The sequence below is a fragment of the Bacillus sp. FSL R5-0593 genome, assembly GCF_038603755.1.
In the GTDB taxonomy this organism is placed as follows: Bacteria; Bacillota; Bacilli; order Bacillales; family Bacillaceae; genus Bacillus; species Bacillus velezensis.
This window is the reverse complement of the sequence record NZ_CP152011.1, coordinates 1,075,730-1,097,819: the sequence shown is the minus strand read 5'-3', so window position 1 is coordinate 1,097,819 and position 22,090 is coordinate 1,075,730. Positions and strand designations below refer to the sequence as shown.

The window sequence follows — 22,090 nt, the reverse complement described above, 5'->3', positions numbered from 1 at the left end:
ATCGTTTTTGACCAAAATAAAGAAAAAAGGACTAATGATGATGTCAGAATATCCCGAAGTAATTGTACGGACGGCTCTGTCGTTCAGCATTCTGTTTATCGGCGCCCGGATACTCGGTAAACAAACCATTTCACAGATGACGCTTTTTGATTTCATTGCGGCCATCTCGCTCGGCGCCATCACGGCAAATCTGTCATTTAATACAAAGCTGCCGATTCATTATCATGTCATTGCCTACATTATTTTTGTGGCAATCATTTACCTTGTCGCATATCTTTCTATGAAAAACAGGGCCCTTAGGGGTTTCTTTGCAGGCAAACCGACCATTATCATTCAAAACGGTAAAATACTTGAGCATAATATGAAAACGATGCGTTATACCATCGACTACTTGAACCAGCAGCTGCGTGTAAATGACGTATTTGACATTTCTCAGGTTCAGACTGCCATCATTGAAACAAACGGCAGCATGTCAGTGGAGGTCAAACCGGAATTTGCGCCCGTTACAAGACAGGATCTCGGCATCTTTGCCGGACATGAAAAGAACTTTGCCGTTGAGCTGATTATGGACGGCCGGCTGGTGATGAAAAATCTGGAAGAAAACCACGTATCGGAAAAATGGCTGAGAGAAGAATTGGACAAGAGAAACCTCAAACCGGAAGACGTTGTATACGCTGTGCGCGGAAGCAACGGCCGGCTTTTTGTCGACACATACGACGACCATATTACATCGCCGCTGGATCAAGAATAAAAATGACATCCGCACATGTCACGGGCTGCCGCCGTATAATACCCTATAAACATCCGGGGGTGAGTCCAATGCACGAGAATTTTTTTCATTATACAGCCATCTGCAGTGACGATTCTGTGCTTATAAAGGATCTGGTAAAATCCATAAACGGTGAATACAGCGCTGTGATTTGCTACTCAATATTAGCCGAAAAAGCGCCGACCGCAGAAATCAGAAGACGAATCGAACATATCAGAGAAGAAGAAGTGCGCCACCTGCACGCTTTTTCTTCACTGTATACGTCAATTACCGGAAAACAGTTGACGCCGAAACAGACGGAGCATTGTCCGCACACATACAGAGAAGGACTGAGGGCGGCGTTTTATGATGAGCAGAAAACGAATGATTTTTATTTGCAGGCATCCGATAGAGCGGTGCATCCGGAAGCGAAGCGGTTATTTGCCCGCACGGCATTTGACGAACAGCGTCATGCCGTCTGGTTTTTATACGATATGGCCCACTCTCCCTCCCACCATACAGGGGGAACGGTATCAAACGCGCCGAACACAAGCTACACCGAGGTAAATACCGGCAAATAACGGTTCAGGCAGATCACGCTCCCCCGCCGGGAGTCTTCAGACCGCAGACAAACCCCGTTCTTTCAATAGGAGAGAATGGGGTTTATTTTTCGAGCCGTTTTATACTCCCTCTAAACAATGGATACCTTCTTCATTGTATAATCAGCAAAAACCCTTTATAATAAAATAAACCAACTGGTCGGTTTTAAACGAACCGAGCCCCGCTTTGCGGGACAACGATATGAATGAGGCGGAAAGGATCTGTGTAAAGTGACAAATACAAAAGGCGGTGCCGGAAAGAGCGAAAAGACGAAGAACAGGCTCGTATCCGCTTCGCGTGACTTATTTGCAAAAAAAGGATATTCAGAAACATCGATTCGGGATATTTTAGAGGCGGCCGAAATCAGTAAAGGCAATCTATATCACCATTTTAAAGGAAAAGAGTTTCTGTTTCTTCATATCATGGAAGAGGATCACCGCGTGATGATCGAGACGTGGAGGGAAATGGAAGCTGATCTGAAAGATGCTGCCGAAAAGCTGGCGGGCTTTGCGGAGCTGCTCAGCCGGATGAGCATCAATTACCCGCTTATGAGAGCCAGTGAAGAGTTTTATGCGAGTGCGTTTACGTCAGAGGAGGTCGTAAAGCGGCTCAACAAAATTGATATTGAATATGACGATGTGATGAGGGAGATCTTAGAAGAGGGAAATCAAGACGGCAGCTGGTCCATTCATCATGTCGAATCAAAAGTAAAAATCCTGCTATCCGTCTTCTACGGTTTAGATGTGTTATATAAAAACGATACCATTCAGCAAAGAATCGAATTGCAAAAAGAAGCCATCTCCGTGTTTATTCACGGGTCGATCAGCGCTGATAAACAGAATGACAGCTGACAAAGGAGAAACAACATGCAAAAACCGATCAGAGAACAAAAGGCTGTACTCATCATCTTATTAAGCAATATATTTATTGCGTTTTTAGGCATCGGATTGATCATTCCCGTTATGCCGCTGTTTATGAATGTGATGCACTTGACGGGCAGCACAATGGGATACCTTGTCGCTGCCTTCGCCGTTGCGCAATTAATTGCATCCCCCATTGCGGGGAGATGGGTTGACCGCTTCGGCAGAAAAATCATGATTCTCGCCGGACTGTTTTTGTTCGCATTATCCGAACTGACCTTCGGATTGGGCACACATGTCTCCATTTTATATTTCGCAAGGGTGCTGGGGGGCATCAGTGCCGCTTTTATCATGCCCGCTGTTACAGCGTATGTCGCAGATATTACGACGGTGCAGGAAAGATCGAAGGCGATGGGCTATGTATCTGCCGCCATCAGCACAGGGTTTATCATCGGGCCCGGCATAGGAGGATTTATTGCCGATCACGGCGTTCGTATGCCGTTTTTCTTTGCGGCGGGAATTGCATTTATCGCAGTGATTTCCTCTGTCTTTATGCTGAAAGAGCCGTTAACTAAAGAAGAACGCGCAAAGCAGATGGAAAGCGTCAAAGAATCAACTTTCTTAAAAGATTTGAAAAAGTCGATTCATCCAAACTACTTGATTGCCTTTATCATCGTTTTTGTTTTGGCATTCGGACTGTCGGCGTACGAAACGGTATTCAGCTTATTTACAAACCATAAATTCGGCTTCACGCCAAAGGATATCGCCATTATTATTACGTTCAGCTCCATCGTGGCGGTCCTCATTCAAGTACTCGCGTTCGGCAGACTTGTCAACTTCCTCGGGGAGAAAAAAGTCATTCAGCTTTGTCTGATCATCGGCGCTGTGCTGGCTTTCGTTTCTACGGTGATGTCAGGATTTTTGCCCGTGCTCGCTGTCACCTGCATCATTTTCCTTGCGTTTGATTTACTGCGCCCGGCACTGACTACTTATCTATCGAAAATCGCAGGAAATCAGCAGGGGTTTGTTGCCGGTATGAACTCAACATACACGAGTTTGGGCACCATTTTCGGCCCGGCTCTGGGCGGTATTTTATTTGATATGAATATTCACTTCCCGTTTCTGTTCGCAGGTGTGGTTTTATTTCTCGGTCTGGGATTGACCTTTGTGTGGAAAGGAAAAGCGGGCGAGGTTTCGGAGTAGGGTGCACTCACCCATCTCCGGAGCTTTTTTTGCGTTTGCGATAAGAAAAATGAATGGATTATGAGAAATAATTCATTATTTATTTATCTCAAAATCTATACTATAGTAATAGTAAGGTTAACGAGCTTAACAATTTAATATGAATGTTTCAGGAAGAAGGGTTTTCATTGAAGAAAGACAAACATCTCCTTACGGATATCTGGTTTATTCTCATCAGTGCGGCAGGGGGGTTTCTTCTTTCGCTTACAGGGATGTCGATCGCCTGGATGCTCGGAACGCTGGCCGCCGGCTGCATCCTCTCCATGACGAGGCCCCGCTGGCTGTTCATGGCGCCTGACAGAAGAGGGATTCACCGCAGATGGCTTGCCGCGGGACAAATGATCCTCGGCATCGAACTCGGCCAGAAACTGAACCTGTCCGTTCTGTCGGTTTTACGGGAGCATTGGCTTCCGGTAGGCTTCATGCTGATTTTTTCTATCGTGATGGCGCTTGTTTCCGGATATGTGCTCTTTCGGTTCAGCCGGACGGACATGATGACAAGCTTTGTAGGCACGGCGCCGGGCGGTTTATCTGCCATGCCGGGTATCGCCCAGGAAGTCGGCGCAAACACCGCGATTGTAAGCCTTATTCAGCTGACGCGCGTCCTTTTGGTCGTCATGACAATACCGTTTCTCGTCATTTTCTTATTTACCAAACAAAACGGTGCAGCTCAGACATCAGCCGGAGCCGTTTCAGCAGGAGCTTCACATCCGGGCCTTACTCCCGTCTTGTTAACGGCCGGATTTATTTTGGCTGCCTGGCTTGCAAGCAAAGGCGCAAAACGGCTGAAATTCCCCGCCCCTTGGCTGCTCGGCAGCATGATCGGCGTTGCTGCTGCGGAAATCGGCGTGTCCGCCTTAGCGGGCAAAGACATGCTGGCCTGGTGGCCGCCGGAAGCGAACCAGCTGTCACAAATTTTTCTCGGCGCCACAATCGGATCAAAAATGTACAAAAGCATGTTCACCGGCGTGACGAGAGTGCTGACCGTCGGATTTATTTCTTCCGTCGGATTAATTGCCGCCATGATTCTGAGCGCGATTGCGGTTTCTAAATTAACGGGCATCTCCATGATTACATCTGTTCTCGCCTTTTCTCCCGGCGGGATCGCCGAGATGGCGGCGACTTCGATCACCCTGCACGAAGACTCGACTTTCGTCGTCGCGGTTCAGGTCATCCGGATCGTTCTCGTCATCGCCATGCTTCCGCCCTTCTATCGGCTGCTGCACCACCTTTCTCAGCTGAAACGGGCACACGGTGAAAGAGGCCGGGCAGAAAGAGGAACATGATCCGAATAAAAAAACACGCATCCATATGCGTGTTTTTTATTTGAACAGCTCTCCGCCGCCATTTACAGACCGCCAGTTTGCTGAAAGATCACGGAACAGCCGTTCAGCAAATAACAGTTCTTCATCTGTATAGCGGTCTAAAAACGCCAAGAGCCGCTTTTTTATCAATTCATGATATTCATGATGAAGAGAATGCAGCTCTTTCCCGGCAGGAGTCAGCCGGAAATAGACTTCTTTTTTATTGTCGCTCAGCCGGGTCCTGCGCAGAAAGCCGGCTTCCAAAAACTTCGCGCAGCTTCTCGACACGGTCGGCTTTGTCGTCTTCATTTTTTCCGCTATTGACGTGACATTGATCGGTTCATGATCTCCGATACACGACAAAATGTGAATTTCCGTCAAAGTCAACTGTAATTTTTTTCCGTTTTCTTCACGGAGTTCGTCCATCCGTCCGGCCAACGACGCCCTGATGTCCTCCTGACACCTCTCCTGCTCGTGAAAAATATCTGTCAGCCCTTCAAGAATCATGTGTTTTGCATGGTCTGGCTGTCTTCTGTCCAACTGCTGAATCACCCTTCCGTATTGATTGTTTCTTTTACTATAACGTTTTGTTACACAAGAAACAATCACACAGGCGCATAAAAGGGTATCAGATGAATCCCCATCTCTCCAAACCGGCCAGAACAGCTTCTTCCGCTTCACGTCCCGAGCCGCCGGCTGCCCATGCCGCGTGGCCGTCCGGCCGGATGAAAACGGTGTGGACGTCATCCCAATCGGCACGTGTTTCAGCAAACTCCGCCCTGACAGCTGCCACGCTGTCCGTATCAATACCGGCGGGAAGGCTCCCTCTTAATGACAAAAGCACAAAGGCGCCCTTATGAAGAAAATCATACAGCCGGGCCGGCCGCCCGTCATGAAGGGTCAATTCGATATCCGGCAGGCGTTTTCCGTTCAGGATATGCGGCGGCAGCTCCGCATCCGGTTCATAATGCAGATCAAGCGCGGATACTTTTCCCGCCAATAAACGGTTGGACTCCTGAAAATCCAGCAAAGCGGCCATCGTTTCTCTTAATGCCATCCCCGACTCGGTAAAATCCATGAGCTTTATCTGGGTTCTTATATTGTGCAACACTTCTTTTCCTGTGCTGTGCCTTTCCTGATGATAGCTGTCCAGAAGATGAGGCGCCGCTTTCCCCTTCATTTGCGCCGCCAGCTTCCAGCCGAGGTTGAAGGCATCCTGAAGCCCCGTGTTCAGCCCTTGGCCGCCTGCGGGAAAATGAATGTGCGCCGCATCCCCGGCCACAAAAACCCGGCCGGAGCGGTACTGCTCAGCCTGACGCTCGGCATTGCCGAACCGCGACATCCATACCGGATCACTCAATCCGAAATCAGTGCCGCATATCCGCCGCAGGTCTTCTTTCAGCTCATTTTCAGTGACCGGCTCTTCCTTCCGCTTTTGCGGAGCGTGCGGAGAAACGATGAGGATGCGGAAAAGTCCGTCCGTAAGAGGGACAATCACAACCGATCCCTCCAGGCGGCACGTTGACAAAAAGGAAGATTCGGGCGGATGTTTCAAAGCGGCATCACAGAGGGTTCCTGTTAAGTCGGCATCAGTGCCCGAAAAAGCGATGCCCGCCTGTTTCCTGACAATGCTCCCCGCTCCGTCTGTACCCGCGGCATATAAACTGTGAAGAGTGCGGATCCCGCTTTCGTCCCGGAACACCGTCTCCACTCCGTCATCCGTCTGGGTGACAGCCACCGCTTCCGCCCCGCGGATGATGTCTGCGCCGAGACTTGATGCATACTCCTCCAAAATCCGCTCCGTTTCTGCCTGAGGCAGCATTAACGAATAATTCTGCTTCGTATCCAGCCGAGAAAAATCCAGCCGTGTATCCAGCATGGAAAAATGGCCGGAAGACACCTTCGTCCCTTTTTCCAAAAAGCGTTCCAATATGCCTCTCATGGCAAAAAGCTCAAGTGTGCGCGGATGCATGATAAGCGCTTTGGAATATGGCACCGTCTTCTTCAATCGTTCAATAACAGTCGTTTTCACTCCGGCCAGCGCCAGTTCTGATGCAAGCATAAGCCCGACCGGACCTCCCCCGATAATGGCAGCCTGTGTTTTCATCTCATCAGCCCTCTTTCATATTTTTTGTTACACACGTAACAAAATCACCAAAAAATAAAACGACTCCTTTTTGTTTCGCACGTAACAATTTTCATTATAGTCTTTCCTCTGCTTTTTTACAATCATTTCCGAAAAAAAAGACGCCGTTTACCTGGCGTCTGATTCACTGATGACTCCGACAATGTCTTTATCCTTAATCGGACCGAAATGACGGCTGTCGAGGCTGTATATGCGGTTGTCGCCAATAACAAAGTATTGTCCCTTCGGTATGCTTTTGCGCCCGGTCGTTTCCTTCAGCGTATAATCACCGGTCACATGGCTCCCGGCGGACAATGATGACTTTAACGGTTTTAAAAACGGTTCCGCCACCCGTTTTCCATTCACATACAGCTGATCCTCCCTGTATGCGATTGACTCGTCGGGGAGCCCGATGACACGTTTGATCAGCACTTTGCGGTGCGGGCCTTTGAACAGGACAATATCGAAACGGCGGATCGTTTTGTAACGATGGGAAAACTTGTTGACCATCAGCTCATTTCCTTGTTTAAAGGTCGGATTCATGCTGATTCCTTCGACTTTATAATCAATAAAAATGGCATTCTTTAATTGTATGGCCAAAACAACGATAAGCACGCCGGCTATAAACCAAAATCGTTTTTTCAAGATTCCTGTCTCCCTCCGTCTTTCTCATGCTGACTGATTCTCATCTGTAAACGCCGTTCGATATGCTTCCCGGCATACCACAGCACCGCGATCACCATTATGGCGCCCGCCATCCTGAAAGGCTGTGTCATGAGTGCATGTAGATCATATCCGATAAAGCTGATCATAAAAATCATGACCATTTTCCCCATAGCGGCTGCTGATATAAACTGCAGCGCCCCGACCCGTGACAGGCCGGCAACGATATGAACCGCAGCGGACGGCGTAAAGGGGAAGCAAAGTAAAATAAACAGCGGACCGAAACCGTGCCGCTCAACCCAGAGCATCATCCGCCTTATGGTCTGATGCCTGCGGATGAAACCGAAAGCTCTTTTCTGTCCGAAACGGCGGACGGCATAAAACATCAGCATCGATCCTGCCGCAGATCCGAGCCACGACAGAAAAAAACCTTCCCATAACCCAAATGCATTCGTATTCGCCACCACAAATACAACAAGCGGCAAAAACGGAAGAAACGCTTCAATAAAAGGCAGTGCAGCCGCAGCCGCCGGGCCGAAAGCTCTATAGCTTTGGAACCATTCCGTCAGCTGTTCCTCAGTCAAATATGATAAAAATTGCTCCAACGTTTATACTCCTTAACGAGTTTGTCTATCCTTATTCTACACATTATCTCCAAAAAACGAAAATGTTTACGAGATTTTCCGACTTGAAATATCGTGTAAGCGAGTATAAAATAAGAACAAACGTTCTCTTTTTTAAGAAAGAAGGAGTATTTATGCCTGACATCCGGAGCGGCACCCGCGATCTCATCGAAAAAGGGCTGTTTCTGCCCATGGCGGCTGCCATCCTGAACCGGGACCTCGAAGCGCTTGATTCGTGCCCGTTTAAATTAAAACAACCCTATAAACAGCTTATCGGCTGCTCTTTAAAATTAGCACAAAAGGATTTGAGTGATGTTCGAAAAGAGTTAAGAAAGCGTAAAATTAAAATATACGAAGCGGAAAGAGACGAAGCATTTACGCTTTATATATGCACCATTAACGGCTATGAAGAAAAACACCGTTATTTCAACCCGAGAATACGGGAACAGGTAACCGCCTTATTAGAATATTACCTGTCTCTTGCGACCATTTAAAAAGCAGCCGGGACTGCTTTTCCTTTTCAGTCGATAAATTTCAGACTATTCACACTATACATTCGACATGATTTTCTTTATAATCGGGACACGCTGTTTTCAATGAAAAGGAGGAATGTTATGAAACTGATTCATGTTCTCGCCGCCCTGCCCTTTTTCGGAATTCTCGCCGGCATTCCATTTGCCAACCGGGTGACGCCTTATGTTTTCGGAATGCCTTTCATTCTCGCGTATGTCGTCATCTGGGCGGTGCTGACTTCCGTTCTGATGGCCGCCGTTTACAAATTGGACAAAGAAAACAAGGCGGGTGAGGCGGAATGAACGCAGCATTTCCCGTAATGGCCGCCGTGCTCCTGTTTTGTGTGTATCTCGGAATCCGGGCCCGAAAAGGAAAACATATGGACCTTGAACAATGGACGGTTGGCGGACGCGGCTTCGGCACGATGTTTGTCTTTTTATTAATGGCGGGAGAAATATACACGACCTTTACATTCCTCGGCGGAAGCGGATGGGCTTACGGAAAAGGAGGCCCCGCCTTTTATATTATCGCGTACGGCTGCCTTGCCTACATTTTGTCATATTGGCTTCTGCCAGCCGTGTGGAATTACGCCAAACAACACAAACTGATGTCGCAATCAGATTTTTTTATTTCAAAATACAACAGCCCGCTCCTCGGCATTCTCGTATCGCTCGTCGGCATCGCATCCCTCATCCCCTATCTCGTCCTGCAGCTGAAAGGGCTCGGATTAATTGTTTCAGCAACGTCATACGGACAGATTCCGCCCTCAGCCGCTGTCTGGATCGGCGCTGTCTCCATCACGATTTATGTGATGATATCAGGAATCCACGGTTCAGCGTGGATATCAGTCGTTAAAGATATCATGATTTTAGGCATCGTCCTGTATTTAGGCATTTATCTGCCCATTCATTACTATGGCGGGTTTACGGAGATGTTCAAACAAATTGACGCCGCAAAACCCGGTTTTCTCACGCTGCCGGAAACCGGACAGAGCGTTTCCTGGTTCAGCTCAACGGTTTTGCTGACCGCCCTCGGCTTTTATATGTGGCCCCATACCTTTGCCGCTTCCTATTCGGCGGAGCATCCGCGGGTGTTTCGGAAAAACGCGATCATCATGCCTCTTTATCAGCTCGTCCTGCTGTTTGTCATCTTTACCGGATTTGCGGCGATTCTGCAGGTGCCCGGTTTAAAAGGGGCGGACACGGATCTCGCCTTATTAAAGCTGTCTGTGAAAACCTTTGATCCCTGGTTTGTCGGACTGATCGGATCGGCGGGCATTCTGACGGCGCTTGTACCCGGTTCAATGATATTAATGGCCTCAAGCACGCTGTTCGCCAAAAATGTGTACAAAGCCATTCTGCCCGGCACGACTGACGACAAAGTCTCACGGCTCGCAAAATACGCCGTACCCGTCATCGCGCTGATATCCGTATATTTTACGCTGAAAGGCGGAAATACCATCGTCACCTTGCTTTTAATGGGATACAGCCTTGTCACCCAGCTTTTCCCCGCCCTCTTATTCAGCCTGCCGAAGCGGCGTTTCATCACAAGCCACGGCGCTTTTGCCGGCATAACGGCCGGGGTCGGAACGGTGGCCTTCATTACGCTGACCGAATCAACCATCGGAACCCTCTTTCCGTTTCTTCCGCAGATCGTTAAAGATATGAATACAGGCATCATCGCACTGGTTCTGAACATTGCCGTCATGTTTGCAGTCAGCGCCGCAGTCAGAAAAAAACAAATCAGCGCAGCCGAAAAGGCGGCTTAAATGGTAAGATAGCGGTAAGATACACGAAAGGGGAAAAACGCATGATCATGACAACGACCGAAACTGTCGCCGGAAAACAGATTACGGAAGTGAAAGGCTTGGTGACAAGCAGTATCGTCCAGTCCCGTCACATCGGCAAAGACTTGCTTGCAGGCTTAAAATCTGTCGTCGGCGGTGAATTGAAAAGCTATACTGAAATGCTGGAAGACTCCAAAAAAGCGGTGAAAGAGCGGCTGATCAGAGAGGCGGAGCAGCTCGGAGCGAACGCCATCGTCGGCCTGAGGTTCGAACTGACCGCAGGACAGAACACATCCGAATTAATCGGATACGGAACCGCCGTCACCGCCGAATCCATTTAAAAAAACAAGCCTCTTTAAAGAGGCTTGTTTTTTTATTTCTCACATGCGATATAGTCTTTATCTCGGTCAAGTCTTTTATTTGCATTGTAAAGCGCTTTTGATACATACGGCTTGTACTTTGTTCTGCCGCCCTTGTTTTTCACTTTCGACGATTTGGCCACGCCGCCCTTATACACCTTGTTCAGCGCCTTGCAGTTTTGATACGTTTTTACCTTTGTTTTCGCTTCTGCCGTCTGCCCCGCTCCGTATGAACATCCGAACACAAGACCGAAAGACAAAAGCACAGCTGACGTCTTTTTCATCTCTATCCTATCCCCTCTCCTAAGTTATGCGGTATTGCTGAACATATCATAGTTCAAATAATCTCCATTTACAAGATAAATAGGAAATTAGTTTTAATTTACGTCCGACTGTATATCTTTTATGGAATTTTTCCCAAAACCTTTTATAATATGAATTGATAGCGCTATCTGACTATGATGATAGGAGGAGAAATGATGATGAAAAAAGGGCTTTTTGCGGGTGTGCTCACTACAGCCGTTCTATTCGGCACATGTACGGCGGAAATTCCGGGGGTGATCAGCCCCAATACGGCGGAAGCGGCGTCCCAGCTCAGCAAAGGAATCGGCGGAAGGGCCTACCTGAATAGCACGGGTTCTGTACTCGTCACGAAAATTCAGCTTCCAAGCTCAATTCAGGTGTCAAATGGGACAGCCTATATTTACTCAGGATTTACCGGAGGCACAGAGGCTGATATCGGACTTCAGTACAGTGACACCTATCATGTATGGAAACCGATCATGAAAGTCGGTTCAAAGGGACAAGGCCAGGTCCGGTATCTGGAAGGAGAAAGCCAATTCACCTATACGAAAGGCTTCCGGCCCGGCAGCACCGTACAGCTGACCATCTACAAAAATCTGAACGGCAATACCCGCGCCACATACTGGGGCACGAATAATGACGGATACACCGGCCGCATCATCTCAGAACTCGCCCAAACAAATGTAGGCTCTGTCTCAAAATGGAAAGCGCTCGCCACCGTCGCGGTCACATCAGAGGATCAGCGCCCTTACATCAAATCAAACTTCTCAACAGCCTTTACGAACATCACGATTGACAATAAAGCAGTCACACCTGTGATTGATACACAGGATTTTGCCAAATTGACAGTGTCAGGCAGCAGCGTCAGCATGTCTGTCGTCAAATAAAGAATTTTGAACGCACGATTTCTTGCATCGTGCGTTTCGTGAGGGTCTGCCGGATACGCAAATCCCTTATTTTTCGGATGACGTTTAATAAACAAACTCTGTTACATTCAAAATGTCGATTTCTATATAACAATTAGAGGAACCTCATTTGTTGAGGTTCCCCGTTATTCTCCAACTCACGCACCGGTTAACTTCACATACTGTCAGCCGGCTCAGGGCTGTCCAATTTTAGTTAGAATATAGCTTTAACAGGTCTTGTGCTGGAAAACGATCTGCATCGTTCGCCTCAACAAAATATGCCAACTGCCATTTTTGTGTTTCGATAGCTTGTTTGCTAGTGGGATTTTCCCATTCAGGGTAAACTCTAATTGCCATTTTTCCTTTTGTAGCGGCTGTTTTAAGGATATTTTGCTTTACAAGAACTTCTTTTGGAAAAACAAATTGTCCAAAATGATGATTACTGGCAAAAGTATTGATAACCAATAAATCAGCAGCTTTTTCATATGAAAAGGCTTGGTTTTTACCATCTCCATCTTTTTCCCAAAAAGCAACAAACTGTCCTATCTTGTTAGGCGTTATTTTTGCGACTCTGAATCGAACTGATTTTGAATGCAGTTGAAACCTACCGGCCCCATACTCTGAGTTTTGAGCTTCTTCTTGAATATCATGTATCGTTAAGTGATTTGGTTCATAAAAAATTTTATTTACATGTGTTAACGCCTTATAAAATTCATTCACTGCTTCGTACTCCTTATTTTTTATAGTACGTCATCCATTGCTTCTTGATTAAAATGGGCTGATCATGTGTTTCCAATAAAAAAACAGCCCTCCTCAGGGTTGTTTTTTTAACATTTCTTTCATTATTTCCGCCAAAATGCTGAGCAGTCCGCCTTATCCTGAATATTGAATTGAATCATGCGTTCAAGCAGCTCATAATGCACCGGTTCAGTCCATTGAATTCTGAACAAACGGGAAGTGGCGCTGTAGCCGGCACAGGCAATGTCGTCGGCAAAATGCGCAATTCCCGCTTCTTCGGGGGAAACACTTACATGATGCTTTGCTGCCGCAAAGCCGATAATATAGGTGCCGTGATCGGTAAACATTGGCGTGTTCCACTTGATCTGCGCTTCTAAGTTCGGAAATTGGCCAGCCGTCCACGAGAGGATTTCCTCCATTCGCAGACGATGATCAGGGCTGTCGATACTTGATAAACAGTCTTTGAAAACGTCCATGTCTGCCTCCTTCAACATCACGTCCGCTAGCGCCAAAACCCCGGATTTTCAGCTTTTTCCTTGATGTTAAATTCGATGATCTTCTTAAGCAGATCATAGTGCACCGGATCAGTCCATCGAATTCGGAACAGGCGCGAAGAAGCGCTGTACCCGGCTTGAGCGATGTCATCGGCAAAATGCTCCATCGTCTCTTTTTCAGGTAAAATGCTCAAATGATTTTTTGCCGCGGCAAACATAATGATATAGGTGCCGTGATCGGTAAATGTCGGTTTGTTCCACTTGATCTGCGCTTCTAAGTTCGGAAATTGGCCAGCCGTCCACGACAAAATTTCCTCTGCTTTGAGACGGTGATCCGGGTTATCGATTCCTGATACATATTTTGCAAACACATCCATGCCCATCTCTCCTAAAATGAAATATCATTACTCTTTACATCATCATAGCCAACAGACGGACACGATACAACTCTGGCCAGGCATGTAAATCAAAAAAAGCCCTCCCCAAAGGAGAGGACCCGCCCCTTCACATCACAGCTTTCTCTAATATCTCTCCCCCAGCTCCCGCAAAATAAAGTCGTAGATCATTCTTGTCCGCTCTTCTTTCGGATACAGCATGAATTCCTGCCGCTTCGGGATATGACTGCCCATCCTGTCCTGAAAAGTGGTTCTGAGATAGGCGGTTCTGTAAACCTGATTTTCAAAAGAATGATAGGATACTTCCAGCTCCATCGTTTTGCCGTTTGAGAACGTGACCGCTGTGTCATCAAATGCCGTCGGTTGAAAATCTTTAACGTGCACATGAGATATCCAGCCGCATTGAGGCCTTGCAGAAGAAAGTGTAGGGAATAAAAAGATGTGATTTGAAGGGTCCACCATAATCGGCGGCTTGTGAGAAATTTTAATCGCTTCATATGTTCCCGCTTTTCTCCCGGCATAGCTGGAGCCAAAGTAGCGGCAGCTTCTGTCGATGATGTGAATCGGCTTCATACTGACATACAGAATGCAGTCTTTTTCAATGACCTTCGACCCCATTTTACCGTCTATTTCCTCAGGCAAAACAGCGATGGTTGAACGATTTACTTCATAGCTTTCTAAGGGTGCGTGTGTTTTCTGGCACATAATGTGCAGCCTCCAATCCTTTTCTTGAAAATTTATACTAATAATCTATCATCTGTCATTGGAAAACGACAGGTTTTTTTTGAATATAGCTAAAAATCACCTTTTAAAGATGTAATTTAGTCTTAAATTACTATTTAAATATTATTTTTCTTTTTCATTTCACCTCATTTATACAATGCTAATTTTCGTTTTTTCGTCAATTTGCAGGATATGTCGATATATTTCCAAGTATTAGTTGTCTAAAGATTATAAAAATTAATTGATTTTTCCGGTCGTTATCCATATACTATAAAAAAGGCATTGGGGGGATTCTTTATGAAAGAGAAAAAGTCGTACACTGAGCTCATGAAGTCCCGCAACACGCAAAAAGCAAACGAATTCGATGTGACAATGGCCGATATTTACATTCAAATGGTGCTTGATGAATCCTTGTATAAACGCCGGATCGCCATGCTGACCATGCAGATTAATAAGGCGCTTGATGATAAAAATAAAGAAGCGTTCCTCACGCTTTCAAAAGAATATGCCGCACTCAAACAGAGTGAATAAGCCAATCCATATGGATTGGCTTTTTTTACATTATCCGTTTACGATGGTGCCGCCGTTCACATGAATCGTCTGTCCCGTGACATAGGAAGAATCATCGCTTGCTAAGTACAAATAGCTCGGCGCCACTTCAACAGGCTCTCCCGGGCGCTGCATCGGCACGTCTGAGCCGAAGACTTCCACTTCCTTCGCCGAGAAGCTCGCCGGGATCAGCGGCGTCCAGATCGGCCCCGGAGCCACTGCGTTTACCCTGATGCCCTGAGTGACAAGAGATTGGGAAAGAGATCTTGTAAACGTGACGATCGCCCCTTTTGTCGCTGAATAGTCAATCAATGTTTTGTGGCCTTTATAGGCGGTAATGGAGGCCGTATTAATGATTGAACTTCCTTTTTTCAGGTGAGGGAGCGCGGCTTTCGTTAAGTAAAACATTGAAAAAATATTCGTCTGAAACGTTCTGATGAGCTGGTGGCTCGTGATTTTCTCAATCCCCGGCTGCACGTGCTGCTCACCTGCGTTGTTGACCAGGATGTCAATGGAAGGAAAGGCTTGGCCCGCCTGGCGGATGACATCGTTGCAAAAGGCTTCGTCGCCGACATCCCCTGCGATCAGCAGACACTTCGCCCCCTCTTTTTCTACATATTGCTTCGTCTCTTCGGCATCCTGATGCTCATCAAAGTAAACGATGACCACATTAGCGCCTTCCTTCGCGAATAAAACGGATACGGCGCGGCCGATTCCGCTGTCTCCGCCCGTGATGATCGCCGTTTTCCCTTCAAGTTTTTTCGCCGCTTTCGGTTTGTCAAAAACGGGGCGCGGGTCCATTACATATTCAAAGCCCGGCTGCCGGTTTTGATGCTGCGGCGGCAAGGTTTTCTTCTTCTGGTTAGCCATTTTGATCACTCCTTTACATTAATTACTATATTATGAGTAATTTGAGCATCTTATACGAATTTCATGTATGAACAGAGTCTTATTGGAAAAATTAAGAATATACAACAGAGGAGGTAAATCTGAATTGACTACTTTTTCAAACGAGGAACCGGCTTCCTATTGGAAAGCAACAGCTGACATTCCTTCCTTCCCCGCTCTCACTGAAGATACGGAATGCGATATTGCGGTTATCGGCGGAGGAATTACGGGCCTGACAACGGCATACGAACTGACGAAAAGAGGTTTCCGTGTCGCTGTCATTGAAGCAGACCGGATTTTAAACGGGACGACCGCGGGCACGACCGCAAAAATCACCGCCCAGCATGATTTCATCTATGCCGATCTTATTCAGCAGATCGGTCTGACCAGCGCAAGGCTGTATTTCGAAGCCCATCTCCGCGCCATGGAAGACATGAAGCAGATCATCAAGGACCTTTCGATTGACTGCAGACTGATTGAACAAGACGCATATCTTTACACCAATACAGAATCAGGCGTCAAAAAAATCCGCAGTGAGCAGGAAGCTTATACCAAGCTCGGTATTGAACACGAGCTTGTGAAAGAACTTCCCGTCCCCGTTGCTTGCAGGCTCGGCCTCGCCATGAAGAATCAGGCGCAATTTCATCCGCTTTTATATGGTGCGGCGCTCGTTAAAGAGATCGTTAAAAACGGGGCGCGGATTTTTGAACAGACGGCTGCGATCGACATAAAAAAAGAACCGCAGCCGGAAGTGGTCACGAAAAACAGACACGGCATCAAGTGCAGCTATATTGTCTGCTCTTCCCACTTTCCTTTTTATGACGGAGGCGGGCTTTACGCCGCCAGAATGTATGCCAGCAGATCCTACGTACTCGCGGTAAAACCGAAACAAGCGTATCCGGACGGGATGTATCTCAGCATAGACAAGCCGTCCAGATCACTGCGATACACCGATTTGAACGGTGAAAAACTGGTTCTTGTCGGCGGCGAAAGCCACAAAACAGGCCAGGGAAAAGAAATGTCCGAGCATTACGAAGCGCTGAAACAATTTGCGGAAGACACAATCGGGGTTGAAAGCATCCCATATCATTGGTCTGCACAAGACCTTGTCACCATTGACAAAATTCCGTTCATCGGTCCCATCTCAGGAGATGAAGAACATATTTTGGCGGCGACCGGTTTTAAAAAATGGGGCATGACAAGCTCAGCGCTCGCCGCGAAGCTTTTTGCTGATCATATTCAAAACAAAAAGAACCCGTTTTACGGCCTGTTTATTCCGTCACGCTTCCACGCAGATCCGGGACTGAAAAAACTGATTTCCTATAATGCCGACGTGGCCAAACACCTTATCTCGGGCAAACTTGAGAGGCCGGACGCTTCACCTGAGACTCTTCGGCCCGGGGAGGGAAAAATCGTAACGGTAAACGGCAAACGGGCCGGCGCCTATAAAGATGAAAAAGGCTGTCTGCATCTTGTCGATACGACATGCACCCATTTGGGCTGTGAGGTCGAATGGAATGACGGCGAACGGACGTGGGACTGTCCTTGTCACGGGTCCCGGTTCACACCCGACGGCGGGGTTGTCGAAGGTCCCGCCATCAAGCCGCTGAAGCGCCTCAGCCAAGATTAACTAAACCATTCTGTACGAATGGTTTTATTTTTTTGCATTAAAATATTTTTATCAGATTCCTTCATTCAAGTTCCTTCCATACCGATAAAAAGAAAAAGAGAATATCTGGGGGAACTTATATTGTTATTTAAAAAAGACCGCAAAAAAGAAACAGCTTATTTTTCGGAAGCCGATGGAAAAAAACGCATCGCGCTTTCAAATCAATATGCAGATGTCCAAAAACAGCTGAAAATGGTCAGGCTGGGAAACGAAGAACTTCATGTGCTTGAAGAGCTGCAGCCGTTAATTAAAGAACATATCTCAACAATCGTCGATTCCTTTTACCGAAACCTGGATCACGAAAAATCATTAATGACGATCATTAACGACCACAGCACGGTCGAGCGCCTGAAAAAAACATTACGGCGTCATATCCATGAGATGTTTGCCGGCACGATTGATGATGAATTCATTGAAAAAAGACAGCGCATCGCTTCCATCCATTTGCGGATCGGCCTTGAACCGAAATGGTATATGGGAGCGTTTCAGGATCTGCTTCTGTCGATGATGAACATATATGAAGCAACCATTCCGGATTTGCATGAGCTTTTAAAAGCGATCAAAGCGACGACGAAAATATTGAATCTTGAACAGCAGCTCGTCCTTGAAGCATTCCAGAGCGAATATAACTGTCAGCGTGACGAACAAGAGGAAAAGAAAGCCCGTCTTCATCAAAAAATCCAGGAAACATCCGGATCACTCGCTGATTTGTTTTCAGAAACGAGCAGAGCCGTGCAGGAGCTGGTCGATAAATCCGAGGGCATTTCCGAGGCGTCAAAAGCCGGCACTGTCACTTCCGTACATGTCGAAGAAAAATCAATCGGCGGGAAAAAAGAGCTTGAAAGCCAGCAGAAGCAGATGAATAAAATCGACGCCAGTCTTCTGCAGATTGAAGAAGAAATGGACAAGCTGAATGACATCGCCCAGCAGATCGAAAAAATCTTCGGCATCGTGACGGGGATCGCCGAGCAAACGAATCTCCTGTCACTCAACGCTTCAATAGAATCCGCGAGAGCCGGGGAGCACGGCAAAGGGTTCGCCGTTGTCGCGACGGAGGTAAGAAAGCTTTCAGAGGATACGAAAAAAACCGTTTCCACCGTATCAGAGCTTGTGAACAATACTAATACACAAATCAACATCGTGTCCAAACATATTAAAGATGTAAACGGACTTGTAAGTGAAACGAAAGAAAAAATGGCGCAGATCAACCGTCTGTTTGATGACATCGTCCAAAGCATGAAAACGAGCAAAGACCAGACAGGCAAAATCGACGTTGATTTGCAGGCCTTTCTCGGCGGCCTTCAAGAAGTCAGCCGCGCCGTTTCCCACGTTGCATCATCCGTTGATTCACTTGTTATCCTTACAGAAGAATAAAGACAAACCGATCGGCCTTTTTCATAAAGGGCCGGTCTTTTTAATGTTAACTTAAAATATAATAGAGTTGACATATATAAAGACTCGCTTTATTGTATAAACATATTTTGATAAGCTGGAGGAATACATAATGAAATTGACAGAAATGATGCATATTGCCGTGTTTACCGCCATTATGGGACTTTTGGGGCTGCTCCCGCCGCTTTTCTTATCCTTTACGCCGGTTCCGATTACGCTCCAGACGATCGGAGTGCTCTTATCGGGAAGCATCCTAAAACCGAAAGCGGCGTTTTTAAGCCAATTGCTTTTTTTGCTGATTGTGGCATGCGGAGCGCCTCTCCTTTCAGGCGGCAGAGGCGGGTTCGGGGTTTTTTTCGGGCCGAGCGCCGGATATCTCATCGCATATCCGCTGGCGGCATTACTGCTGAGCCTCAGCATCCAAGGCCTTCGCTCAGCTGCTGTCCCCCATTTGTTTATCAGACAGTTCTTGTTCGGCGTGCTGTTTTTGTATGTCATCGGCATTCCCGTTCAGGCTTTTATGATGCACATTGATATCTTAACTGCCGTAAAGCTCAGCCTCATCTATGTGCCCGGAGATCTGCTTAAAGCGGCCGCAGCCTCATTCGCAGCCGTAAGAATCAGAAAAACTCTTCAAGCAAGCCGGCTTTTGCCGACGAAAGGAAGCTGATTTTATTCATCATGATTACATCATCATATTCAGATACAGCCGGACAAGCGCCGGAACAGATCGCAATTCAGACAGAAACAGAACAGATCACCTATCAAACTTGGAACAGGCTGGTTAACCAAACCGCAAACTGGCTTGGCAGCCTTTTAGGTAAGCCGGAAAACATTGCAATATTACTGCCGAACGGCATCCCTTTTTTACAACTTTTCGCAGGGGCGGCGCATGCCGGCTGCACGGCGGTTCCGTTAGATCCCCGCTCGGCAGCGGCGGAACTCGCGGACCAGCTGAACATCAGCAAAACCGGCCTCGTCATCTGTGACCGCCGGCTGAGCGGCAGACTGGACGGCGTCAAAACGCCTGTCATCCTGTGGGATGAATGCAGGCCTTTGATCGAGGCGGAAAAAACGGAAGGCGCTTTGATCAAAAACGCCGGCCTGCCCTTTTATACCGGATTCACCTCGGGATCGACCGGTAAGCCGAAAGCCTTCACCCGCTCTCACCGTTCGTGGCTGGAGAGCTTTTCTTGTACGAAACGTGAATTCGGCATTTCCCCTGATGACAAAGTGCTGGTACCGGGCACGCTTCGCTCGTCACACTTTTTATACGGCGCCGTCAGCACTTTGTTTATCGGCGGAACCGTCATCCTTCAAAGAAAATTCAATCCGGCCGGAATGAAAGACCGGCTCAGACAAGCTGACGTTCTATATACCGTTCCGACAATGACGGACGCCCTGCTCTCACTAGAGGCGTTTCCGGATACACCGCTCAAGGTGATTTCTTCCGGTGCAGACTGGCCCGCTTCGTCAAAACAAGCGCTGTCAGAGCGCTATCCCCATTTGCGGTTGTACGATTTTTACGGAACGTCTGAGCTGAGTTTCGTGGCGTTCTTATCGCCTGAAGACAGCGCCCGAAAGCCTGACGCGGCGGGCCGCCCGTTTGAAAATGTTACAATCGAAATCCGCCGGCCCGGCGGAGAACGCTGCATGCCGGGCGAAACGGGGAAGATTTTTGTGAACAGCCCGATGAAATTTTCCGGATACATCAACGGCGCAAAACCTGATGATTCCGGCTGGATGACGGTTGATGACATGGGATATATTGATCGTGAAGGCTATCTTTATATCGAAGGACGTGAAAACGGGATGATCGTATCAGGCGGCCTGAATGTATTCCCGGAAGAGATAGAACGTGTGCTCAACCGCTGTCCGGGCGTCAGAAAAGCGGCCGTCATCGGCATTCCTGATGATTATTGGGGCAGCATCGCCGTTGCGGTGATCGACGGACATGCAAATGTAAAGGAACTGAAGAAACAGTGCCGCGAGCAGCTGGCGGCATATAAAATCCCGAAAAAGTGGCTGTTTTCAGAAATACCGGAAACAGCCGGCGGAAAGATCGCCCGTGCCGCCGTACAAAAGCAGGCAAAGGACATGATGGAATGGAAGCTGTAATTACGGATGCGAAACGGACGATTTTCGCCCGGGAAAACGGCCTGTTAAAAGACTGTCTCCCAGAAGATTTGGCAGCTCCGCTGATCCGCCATTTGAGCCGGAACATGCCCGAAGACATTGATGAAGTCCTGATTGGAAACGCGACGGGACGCGGCGGGAATCTCGCCCGGCTGTCAGCCTTGGCCGCCGGGCTTCCTTTGAGCGTGTCCGGTACGACCATCGACAGGCAGTGCGGCTCCGGACTGGACGCCGTGAGGGTCGCGTGCCACTTTGTCAAAGCCGGCGCGGGGAACACGTACATCGCGGGAGGAGCGGAAAGCAGCAGCCGTTCCCCTTTCTCATCCCGGGCGCGCTTTTCTCCTGAACACATCGGCGATCCTGATATGGGCATAGCAGCCGAGTATACGGCACAGGCTTACGGCGTAACGAGAAAGATGCAGGACGAATATGCCCTTCTCAGCTATGAACGGAGCGTCAAAGCGCACGAAGACGGCTTGTACCGCCGGGAAATTCTTCCCTGTCACGGATTCGCCGCTGACGAAAACATGCTGAAAAAGCGGAACATGGAGCCTCTCATCTCCCGCGCCAAACCCGTCTTTCAGTCCGGAGGCTCTGTCACCGCCGCCAACAGCTGCGGAATTTCTGACGGGGCGGCGGCAGTTTGTGTGATGGAAGAACAAAAAGCGAGGTCTCTCGGTTTAAAGCCGGGATTGCGTTTTATCGGAAGCGCGGTAAGCGGCGTCCATCCGCATTATCCGTCAGCAGCCCCGGTTTATGCCGTCAAAAAGCTTTTAAAGGAACGGAACCTGTCACCGGATGATATTGATATATACGAAATCAACGAGGCGTTTGCCGTCAAAATATGCGTCTTTTCACAGCAGCTTCAAGTGCCGTATTCTAAAATAAATGTCCGGGGCGGGGCTCTGGCGGTCGGGCATCCGTACGGGGCTTCCGGGGCGGCGCTTGTCACCCGGCTTTTTTATGAAGCAAAAAGACGCCCGGATGCCCGCTACGCCGCAGCAGCGATCGGCAGCGGAGGCGGAGTCGGACTGGCGCTTCTCTTTGAAGTGTTAACGTAACGGCAGTATAATAG

Annotated in this window: 26 protein-coding genes; 16 read left to right on the top strand and 10 right to left on the bottom strand. The window is 47.9% G+C overall.

The genetic code is table 11. The annotated features are described in order from the left end of the window. Positions 1 to 37 precede the first annotated feature (37 nt). The 5 genes from NYE36_RS05475 to NYE36_RS05455 all read left to right on the top strand — a co-directional run bounded on the left by NYE36_RS05475 (position 38) and on the right by NYE36_RS05455 (position 4,736). A complete protein-coding gene (locus NYE36_RS05475; RefSeq protein WP_079891285.1) occupies positions 38 to 751 on the top strand; it encodes a DUF421 domain-containing protein in 714 nt (237 codons plus the stop codon). A 68-nt stretch (positions 752 to 819) separates the two neighbouring features. Next, positions 820 to 1,329, top strand: a complete 510-nt coding sequence (locus NYE36_RS05470; RefSeq protein WP_007409173.1) for a ferritin-like domain-containing protein — start codon at positions 820 to 822, stop codon at positions 1,327 to 1,329. A gap of 249 nt (positions 1,330 to 1,578) precedes the next feature. Further along, positions 1,579 to 2,199, top strand: a complete 621-nt coding sequence (locus NYE36_RS05465; protein ID WP_012117247.1) for a TetR/AcrR family transcriptional regulator — start codon at positions 1,579 to 1,581, stop codon at positions 2,197 to 2,199. 15 nt (positions 2,200 to 2,214) lie between these two features. Continuing rightward, a complete protein-coding gene (locus NYE36_RS05460; RefSeq protein WP_012117246.1) occupies positions 2,215 to 3,411 on the top strand; it encodes an MFS transporter in 1,197 nt (398 codons plus the stop codon). A 167-nt stretch (positions 3,412 to 3,578) separates the two neighbouring features. Continuing rightward, positions 3,579 to 4,736 carry an AbrB family transcriptional regulator gene (locus tag NYE36_RS05455; protein ID WP_033574498.1) on the top strand — a complete coding sequence of 386 codons (1,158 nt, stop codon included), beginning with the start codon at positions 3,579 to 3,581 and terminating at the stop codon, positions 4,734 to 4,736. Between the two features lie 36 nt (positions 4,737 to 4,772). Here NYE36_RS05455 and NYE36_RS05450 read toward each other — a convergent pair whose 3' ends face one another. The 4 genes from NYE36_RS05450 to NYE36_RS05435 all read right to left on the bottom strand — a co-directional run bounded on the left by NYE36_RS05450 (position 4,773) and on the right by NYE36_RS05435 (position 8,147). Continuing rightward, positions 4,773 to 5,294 (bottom strand): MarR family transcriptional regulator, encoded by a 522-nt coding sequence (locus NYE36_RS05450; RefSeq protein ID WP_012117244.1) that lies wholly within the window; start codon positions 5,292 to 5,294, stop codon positions 4,773 to 4,775. A gap of 88 nt (positions 5,295 to 5,382) precedes the next feature. Further along, positions 5,383 to 6,861: a monooxygenase gene (locus NYE36_RS05445; protein ID WP_244805637.1), complete on the bottom strand. Its 1,479-nt coding sequence runs from the start codon at positions 6,859 to 6,861 to the stop codon at positions 5,383 to 5,385. A gap of 147 nt (positions 6,862 to 7,008) precedes the next feature. Then, the gene (gene lepB, locus NYE36_RS05440; protein ID WP_064115894.1) at positions 7,009 to 7,524 is read right to left on the bottom strand and encodes a signal peptidase I; all 516 of its coding nucleotides are present in this window, start codon (positions 7,522 to 7,524) and stop codon (positions 7,009 to 7,011) included. Next, positions 7,521 to 8,147, bottom strand: a complete 627-nt coding sequence (locus NYE36_RS05435) for a TVP38/TMEM64 family protein (protein WP_012117242.1) — start codon at positions 8,145 to 8,147, stop codon at positions 7,521 to 7,523. Before NYE36_RS05435 ends, lepB begins: the two co-directional genes overlap by 4 nt. A 152-nt stretch (positions 8,148 to 8,299) precedes the next feature. On the opposite strand from NYE36_RS05435, the gene NYE36_RS05430 reads away from it, so the two are divergent. From NYE36_RS05430 to NYE36_RS05415, 4 genes are all read left to right on the top strand, one after another. Further along, on the top strand, positions 8,300 to 8,659 hold the full coding sequence (locus tag NYE36_RS05430) for a hypothetical protein (protein WP_029325958.1): 360 nt from the start codon (positions 8,300 to 8,302) through the stop codon (positions 8,657 to 8,659). A 120-nt stretch (positions 8,660 to 8,779) separates the two neighbouring features. Beyond that, entirely contained in the window at positions 8,780 to 8,980 is a 201-nt protein-coding gene (locus NYE36_RS05425; protein WP_007409181.1) for a DUF3311 domain-containing protein, read from the top strand. Beyond that, entirely contained in the window at positions 8,977 to 10,446 is a 1,470-nt protein-coding gene (locus tag NYE36_RS05420; protein WP_064115893.1) for a sodium:solute symporter, read from the top strand. The genes NYE36_RS05425 and NYE36_RS05420 overlap by 4 nt, the downstream gene beginning before the upstream one ends. 41 nt (positions 10,447 to 10,487) lie before the next feature. Continuing rightward, a complete protein-coding gene (locus NYE36_RS05415) occupies positions 10,488 to 10,805 on the top strand; it encodes a YbjQ family protein (protein ID WP_003155166.1) in 318 nt (105 codons plus the stop codon). A gap of 32 nt (positions 10,806 to 10,837) precedes the next feature. Here NYE36_RS05415 and NYE36_RS05410 read toward each other — a convergent pair whose 3' ends face one another. After that, on the bottom strand, positions 10,838 to 11,107 hold the full coding sequence (locus NYE36_RS05410; RefSeq protein WP_265451289.1) for an excalibur calcium-binding domain-containing protein: 270 nt from the start codon (positions 11,105 to 11,107) through the stop codon (positions 10,838 to 10,840). Between the two features lie 195 nt (positions 11,108 to 11,302). On the opposite strand from NYE36_RS05410, the gene NYE36_RS05405 reads away from it, so the two are divergent. Beyond that, positions 11,303 to 12,013 carry a YrpD family protein gene (locus NYE36_RS05405; protein ID WP_227051463.1) on the top strand — a complete coding sequence of 237 codons (711 nt, stop codon included), beginning with the start codon at positions 11,303 to 11,305 and terminating at the stop codon, positions 12,011 to 12,013. A 228-nt stretch (positions 12,014 to 12,241) separates the two neighbouring features. On the opposite strand, the gene NYE36_RS05400 is transcribed toward NYE36_RS05405, so the two are convergent. The 4 genes from NYE36_RS05400 to NYE36_RS05385 form a co-directional block, all read right to left on the bottom strand. Continuing rightward, on the bottom strand, positions 12,242 to 12,751 hold the full coding sequence (locus NYE36_RS05400) for a mep operon protein MepB (protein WP_015417169.1): 510 nt from the start codon (positions 12,749 to 12,751) through the stop codon (positions 12,242 to 12,244). Between the two features lie 122 nt (positions 12,752 to 12,873). Beyond that, positions 12,874 to 13,245: an iron chaperone gene (locus NYE36_RS05395; protein WP_265451290.1), complete on the bottom strand. Its 372-nt coding sequence runs from the start codon at positions 13,243 to 13,245 to the stop codon at positions 12,874 to 12,876. A 26-nt stretch (positions 13,246 to 13,271) separates the two neighbouring features. Next, the gene (locus NYE36_RS05390) at positions 13,272 to 13,640 is read right to left on the bottom strand and encodes an iron chaperone (RefSeq protein WP_012117235.1); all 369 of its coding nucleotides are present in this window, start codon (positions 13,638 to 13,640) and stop codon (positions 13,272 to 13,274) included. 144 nt (positions 13,641 to 13,784) lie between these two features. Next, the gene (locus NYE36_RS05385; RefSeq protein ID WP_003155179.1) at positions 13,785 to 14,363 is read right to left on the bottom strand and encodes a competence protein ComK; all 579 of its coding nucleotides are present in this window, start codon (positions 14,361 to 14,363) and stop codon (positions 13,785 to 13,787) included. Between the two features lie 315 nt (positions 14,364 to 14,678). Here NYE36_RS05385 and NYE36_RS05380 point away from each other — a divergent pair, with 315 nt between their 5' ends. Continuing rightward, complete coding sequence (locus tag NYE36_RS05380; RefSeq protein ID WP_007610478.1) at positions 14,679 to 14,912, top strand: IDEAL domain-containing protein; 234 nt, start codon at positions 14,679 to 14,681, stop codon at positions 14,910 to 14,912. 30 nt (positions 14,913 to 14,942) lie between these two features. Here NYE36_RS05380 and NYE36_RS05375 read toward each other — a convergent pair whose 3' ends face one another. Next, positions 14,943 to 15,800 carry an SDR family oxidoreductase gene (locus NYE36_RS05375; RefSeq protein WP_007610477.1) on the bottom strand — a complete coding sequence of 286 codons (858 nt, stop codon included), beginning with the start codon at positions 15,798 to 15,800 and terminating at the stop codon, positions 14,943 to 14,945. A gap of 124 nt (positions 15,801 to 15,924) precedes the next feature. Here NYE36_RS05375 and NYE36_RS05370 point away from each other — a divergent pair, with 124 nt between their 5' ends. From NYE36_RS05370 to NYE36_RS05350, 5 genes are all read left to right on the top strand, one after another. Beyond that, positions 15,925 to 17,448 carry an FAD-dependent oxidoreductase gene (locus NYE36_RS05370; protein WP_265451291.1) on the top strand — a complete coding sequence of 508 codons (1,524 nt, stop codon included), beginning with the start codon at positions 15,925 to 15,927 and terminating at the stop codon, positions 17,446 to 17,448. A gap of 120 nt (positions 17,449 to 17,568) precedes the next feature. Further along, on the top strand, positions 17,569 to 18,861 hold the full coding sequence (locus NYE36_RS05365; protein WP_039252090.1) for a globin-coupled sensor protein: 1,293 nt from the start codon (positions 17,569 to 17,571) through the stop codon (positions 18,859 to 18,861). Between the two features lie 130 nt (positions 18,862 to 18,991). Then, on the top strand, positions 18,992 to 19,549 hold the full coding sequence (locus tag NYE36_RS05360; RefSeq protein ID WP_003155185.1) for a biotin transporter BioY: 558 nt from the start codon (positions 18,992 to 18,994) through the stop codon (positions 19,547 to 19,549). Between the two features lie 11 nt (positions 19,550 to 19,560). Further along, the gene (locus NYE36_RS05355) at positions 19,561 to 20,997 is read left to right on the top strand and encodes an acyl-CoA synthetase (RefSeq protein ID WP_265451292.1); all 1,437 of its coding nucleotides are present in this window, start codon (positions 19,561 to 19,563) and stop codon (positions 20,995 to 20,997) included. Next, positions 20,985 to 22,076, top strand: coding sequence for an acetyl-CoA C-acyltransferase (locus tag NYE36_RS05350; RefSeq protein WP_062623308.1), 1,092 nt, complete (start codon positions 20,985 to 20,987; stop codon positions 22,074 to 22,076). Before NYE36_RS05355 ends, NYE36_RS05350 begins: the two co-directional genes overlap by 13 nt. Positions 22,077 to 22,090 lie beyond the last annotated feature (14 nt).

What these genes read in the sequence shown, in the direction of transcription:
- NYE36_RS05445 (WP_244805637.1), bottom strand. Translation starts at nt 6,861, where the DNA reads ATGAAAACACAGGCTGCCATTATCGGGGGAGGTCCGGTCGGGCTTATG.
- NYE36_RS05380 (WP_007610478.1), top strand. Translation starts at nt 14,679, where the DNA reads ATGAAAGAGAAAAAGTCGTACACTGAGCTCATGAAGTCCCGCAACACG.
- NYE36_RS05350 (WP_062623308.1), top strand. Translation starts at nt 20,985, where the DNA reads ATGGAAGCTGTAATTACGGATGCGAAACGGACGATTTTCGCCCGGGAA.
- NYE36_RS05385 (WP_003155179.1), bottom strand. Translation starts at nt 14,363, where the DNA reads ATGTGCCAGAAAACACACGCACCCTTAGAAAGCTATGAAGTAAATCGT.
- NYE36_RS05415 (WP_003155166.1), top strand. Translation starts at nt 10,488, where the DNA reads ATGATCATGACAACGACCGAAACTGTCGCCGGAAAACAGATTACGGAA.
- NYE36_RS05460 (WP_012117246.1), top strand. Translation starts at nt 2,215, where the DNA reads ATGCAAAAACCGATCAGAGAACAAAAGGCTGTACTCATCATCTTATTA.
- NYE36_RS05425 (WP_007409181.1), top strand. Translation starts at nt 8,780, where the DNA reads ATGAAACTGATTCATGTTCTCGCCGCCCTGCCCTTTTTCGGAATTCTC.
- NYE36_RS05375 (WP_007610477.1), bottom strand. Translation starts at nt 15,800, where the DNA reads ATGGCTAACCAGAAGAAGAAAACCTTGCCGCCGCAGCATCAAAACCGG.
- NYE36_RS05420 (WP_064115893.1), top strand. Translation starts at nt 8,977, where the DNA reads ATGAACGCAGCATTTCCCGTAATGGCCGCCGTGCTCCTGTTTTGTGTG.
- NYE36_RS05475 (WP_079891285.1), top strand. Translation starts at nt 38, where the DNA reads ATGATGTCAGAATATCCCGAAGTAATTGTACGGACGGCTCTGTCGTTC.
- NYE36_RS05355 (WP_265451292.1), top strand. Translation starts at nt 19,561, where the DNA reads ATGATTACATCATCATATTCAGATACAGCCGGACAAGCGCCGGAACAG.
- NYE36_RS05430 (WP_029325958.1), top strand. Translation starts at nt 8,300, where the DNA reads ATGCCTGACATCCGGAGCGGCACCCGCGATCTCATCGAAAAAGGGCTG.
- NYE36_RS05395 (WP_265451290.1), bottom strand. Translation starts at nt 13,245, where the DNA reads ATGGACGTTTTCAAAGACTGTTTATCAAGTATCGACAGCCCTGATCAT.
- NYE36_RS05470 (WP_007409173.1), top strand. Translation starts at nt 820, where the DNA reads ATGCACGAGAATTTTTTTCATTATACAGCCATCTGCAGTGACGATTCT.
- NYE36_RS05405 (WP_227051463.1), top strand. Translation starts at nt 11,303, where the DNA reads ATGATGAAAAAAGGGCTTTTTGCGGGTGTGCTCACTACAGCCGTTCTA.
- NYE36_RS05360 (WP_003155185.1), top strand. Translation starts at nt 18,992, where the DNA reads ATGAAATTGACAGAAATGATGCATATTGCCGTGTTTACCGCCATTATG.
- NYE36_RS05410 (WP_265451289.1), bottom strand. Translation starts at nt 11,107, where the DNA reads ATGAAAAAGACGTCAGCTGTGCTTTTGTCTTTCGGTCTTGTGTTCGGA.
- NYE36_RS05390 (WP_012117235.1), bottom strand. Translation starts at nt 13,640, where the DNA reads ATGGATGTGTTTGCAAAATATGTATCAGGAATCGATAACCCGGATCAC.